4 pseudogenes are annotated in these 4,263 nt (G+C 69.2%); 2 read left to right on the top strand and 2 right to left on the bottom strand.

The features are described 5' to 3' along the window. Positions 1 to 439, top strand: a pseudogene (locus DD1DGNOD_RS16835) (hypothetical protein); the annotation flags it as partial. A 402-nt stretch (positions 440 to 841) separates the two neighbouring features. Here the strand turns inward: DD1DGNOD_RS16835 and tnpC are convergent. Both tnpC and DD1DGNOD_RS16845 read right to left on the bottom strand, forming a co-directional pair. Further along, positions 842 to 2,266 (bottom strand): annotated as a pseudogene (tnpC, locus tag DD1DGNOD_RS16840) (IS66 family transposase). A 617-nt stretch (positions 2,267 to 2,883) separates the two neighbouring features. Next, positions 2,884 to 3,027, bottom strand: a pseudogene (locus tag DD1DGNOD_RS16845) (IS5-like element ISFal3A family transposase); the annotation flags it as partial. Between the two features lie 190 nt (positions 3,028 to 3,217). On the opposite strand from DD1DGNOD_RS16845, the pseudogene DD1DGNOD_RS16850 reads away from it, so the two are divergent. Further along, positions 3,218 to 4,263 (top strand): annotated as a pseudogene (locus tag DD1DGNOD_RS16850) (ISL3 family transposase); the annotation flags it as partial.

Consider the following 4,263-nt stretch of genomic DNA (forward strand, 5'->3'; position numbering starts at 1 on the left):
GGCCGCGGCCGAGGAAGCCGTCACCGTCTGCCGGCGGCCGGCCGATACCTGGCCCGACACGCTCACCTTCTACTTGGCCATGTTCCTGAACGACCTGTCCGACCGTCTGGGGGATCTGGGTCGGCGGGAGGAGGCGCTGGCCGCGGCCGAGGAAGCCGCCACCCTGTGCGGCAGTCTCTATGAGCGTCACGCTGCCGATTTCGCGCGTCCGTTTGCGGAATCACTCATATGCACCAGCTCCATATTGCAGGGCACGGGATCGACACGGCAGGTACTTCAGACCCTGCTACCCGCGCGGAACATCGCAGCGGAACACGGGCTTCAGGAAATCGATGCGCGCGTCGTTTCCCTGCTACGACAAGAACGGCAAACAAACCGGGGCGTCTTCGACGAGACTTGGCAGGAGTTGACAGGAGAACCGGTTCCCGACGATTTCTGACGCGGAGACATGACATCCGAACATGGTCATGATAGGTGCATGCTTCCTGACCGTGTGAGGCTCCAGAACCCCGATTTGGGTGTTGACCTGCATGTTTGGCTGCGAGACGGGGCCCGCGTCGGGCAGGCTGGATGCTCATGGTGTGCTCCCTGCTCGGGTCTGTTGCATTCAGCGAAGTCAGGACATGACAAGCCCAGCCAAACCGCTGATCAGACCGCCAGTGCGAGCTCGGTGAGGGCAGCCAACAGCCGCGGGTGCGGGTGGGTGCAGTTCCCTGAGAGTGACGCCGTTGGCCGGATGATCGCCGAACAGCGTGTCCGGTTTGATCAATAGGAGGGCTCCTTTTCGTTACGTTCGTGGGGTAGCTGTTCAGCTGGAGTAGCTGGCGGCTGATCGTTCCGGTTAGGCGGGTTGGGCGGCGGGTGGGAGCCAGGCGCCGGTGGTGAACAGCCGGGTGAGCGCGTCGAGGGTGTCCAAGCCCCATTTGGTGGCGGTGGACGGGTAGGATTGTACGACGTCGAAGTCGACGAGGCCCTGCAGGGTGCGCCAGCAGCCGCCGGAGGTCCGTTGCTGGACTTTGACTGGTCTCGCGGCGCGTTCCGCGACATTGTTTGTGAACGGGACCGTGAGGTCCGTCGCGAACCGTAGGATCATGTCTTCGTACCGGCGATCAGGGTCCGGGCGTCCTTGGCGAGCGGGCTGCGTCTGCCGTGGTTGTCGGTGTCGCCGCGGGCCGAAGCGCCGAGGTAGTGGTTACGGACCCGGGCCAGCACGGCCGGGTCCAGGGAGCTCTGTCCGGCCTGGCGGGCGGTGTCGGCGGCGTCGCGGGCGTCGAGCAGCGTGGTGGCCATGGCGTCGGCCCATACCTGCCCGGTCGGGTCGCCGTCGTGGACCGACCGTAGGTCTCGCAGGAGGTGAGCGCCGCACCAGGCGTGCAACGCGCCGGTCAGGTGGGCGTAGCCGACGTAGCCGTCACGGACCAGGACACCGGTGAACGCCGGCCAGACACCACCGGCGTCAATCGTGTCGGCGCAGCGGTCCCCGGCGTGCATCACGGTGAGGTAGTCGGTGCACGCGACGTGCAGGTAGCGCAGCTTGCCGTCGGCGCGGGCGGTCGTCTCGTCGGCGTGCGCGACCGGCGCGGCGGCGACCAGTTCCTTCACGTGGGGCAGGAACGCAGCCTCGAGCAGGCGGGCGGCGCGGCCGCGGGCGGTGGCGACCCAGCCGGTCGACACCGCCGCGCCCAGCAGGGCGGCCAACACCCGGCCGGCACGGCGGACCGGCAGGTGGTGGGCGCACACCAGCCACGCCGCCCGGGCCACAAGCCCCGGCCCGTAGCAGACCCGGCCCGTCACCCCGGCCGGGGTGACACCGGGGGCGGTCGCCCCGCAGCAGGCGCAGGTCCGGGCCACCACCCGGTACTCGGTCACGTGCGGGCGCGGCGGCGGTGGCGGGGTGTCGAACACCTGGTGGCGGCGCACCGCAAACACCGGCGCCCCGGCCAGCGACTCCCCGCAGTCCGCGCACGACGCCGGGTCGAGGGTCACGGTCTCGTCCGGGTCGTCGACCATGTTCCGGGTGCTGCCGGGCTCGCCGTGCTGCTTGCCTTTCGCTCGTCCCGACCTCGTGCGTGACGACCGTTTCGGCGCCGCCTTGGCATAAGGACTGTCAGACGACAGCCGGACGCGACGACGTCCGGCTGTCCTTACCTGCCTGGCGTTCCAGTTCGGGGACCCGCCCGGCCAGTTTCTCGATCAACCCGGCCTGCTGGGCGATCAGCTCGGTCTGGGAAGCGATCGTGGCGTCCCGGTCCGCGAGCAGGCGCACAAGCTCCTCATACGTCGGCTGCCCGCTGGACTCCACACCCCGAACCTAGCGATCATCACCCACGGCGACGTAACCGCAGAAGCGATCATCACACATCGGACAGCGAACGGCCGACCACCCCAGCTGAACAGCTACCTCGGGAGGGCATCGATCAAAGACGCTGGGTAACTGTTCAGCTGGTTGCTGAAAGGATGGGCCGGGTACACCGATCTGATTCGGTCGGGTTTTTGGGGTAAGGCCGGACCGGGCCGACGTCCGCGTGACACCGGTCCGGTGGGTGTGGAGGCGTGGGCGGTAGGTTTCCCGCTTGGCGTTACCTGGTCAGCGGCCCGGGTGCGGTACGGCGGGGATCCAGGGAGCACCGCAGAACAGCTCGGTGAGTGCGTTGAGGATGTTCTTGTCGTTCTTGCGGGCGGTGGACAGATAGCGGCTCTTCGCAGTTGGCCGGAGGCCGTGTCTAATCGCTGACCGCCCGTGATCGCGATGGGTGACGGAGCGTTACCGGCCGGGGGGTGCGAAAAGGGATGCACCCGCCTGCCTGGAAAGATCTTTTCTTGTCGAGGGAAATGATCTCCAGGAGACGGGTGCGTCGTGGTCGAGGGTACGGGGTGTGCGCTGGCCGGGCTGCTGGGCCTGGCGGGTTTCGAGGTCGAGCTGGTGGAACGGGAGGCGGACGGCTCGTCGACGGTGCATGTGGCCACGGCGGCGGGGACGGTGGCCTGCTGCCCGGACTGTGGGGCGGCGTCGGACCGGGTGAAGGAGGTCGTCGGGCACACGGTGCGCCATCTGGTCGTGGTGCCGCTGCGGGTGACCTGGCATAAGCGGCGGATGAGCTGTGAGAACACCGGCTGTGCGCGGGGCGGCTTCGTCGAGGGCACGCCGCTGGCGGTGCCCGGGGGGCGGGTGTCTCTGGCCGCGGTGGAGACGATGGGTCATCTCGCCGGGGACTGGATGGTCCCGGTCAGCCGGGTCGCCGGCGTGCTCGGTGCGAGCTGGCACACCGCGCACGGCGGTTTTGTGCGGGTCGCCGACCAGGCCGGGATCGTGGTCACCGACCCTGACGACCTGGTCGAGGTGGCGGGTGCCCCGCAGGCCGGCCCGCCCGCCGAGGCCGACACGGAACCTGCTGGTGGGGAACCTGCCGATGAGACGGGGGCGGCGCCTGGTCCCAGGCCGCGCCGGTCGGTGTCCGGGCCGTTGCCGGAGGTGTCGGTGCTGGGCCTCGACGAGCATCGGCGGGGCTCGCCGCGCTGGCACAAGGATGGGGACAGCGGCAGGTATGTCGCCGACGCCGACCTCTGGCACAGCGTGCTGTGCGACGCGGCCGGCGGCCACGGCCTGCTCGGCGTCGTCGAGGGCCGCACCGCCGGCCCGGTGACCGGCTGGATCCTGGACCGGTCCGCTGCCTGGCGCGCCCGAATTTGGGCCGTCACGATCGACATGTCGACGGTCTACAAGTCCGCGGCCCGCGCCGCGCTCCCGCACGCACTCCTCGCGGTAGATCCTTTCCACGTCGCGCAGCTAGCGAACAAGGCCGTCGGTGACGTCCGCCGCCGGGTCACCCACCGGCTGCGCCGCCGCCGCGGACGCGCCACCGACCCCGAATACCAGATCAAAAGACTGCTCCTGCGTGGCCCCGCCACGCTCACCCCCACCGGCCGCGAGAAGATCCTGACTACCCTGGCTGCCCTCGGCGGGATGGCCTGCTTCGAGATCGGTACCGTCTGGCGCGCGAAGAACCTGCTCCTCGACCTGCTCGCGCTCTCCCCGACCCGCACCGGCCTGGCGACCACCCGCACCGACATCGACAGGGCCCTGACCAGGTTCTTCGAGTTCTGCGCGACCGTCCCCGAACTCGTCACCCTCGCGGAGACGATCTCCGACTAGCGTGTCGAGATCACAGGCGCGATCTTCCATGGCCTGTCCAACGCCGCGGCCGAGGGTGTGAATCGCCTGGCAAAGCTCGTCTACAGGGTCGCCTTCGGCCTGCGCACCGT

Origin of the sequence: Candidatus Protofrankia californiensis, from assembly GCF_900634765.1 — a bacterium.
Taxonomy (GTDB): Bacteria; Actinomycetota; Actinomycetes; order Frankiales; family Frankiaceae; genus Protofrankia; species Protofrankia californiensis.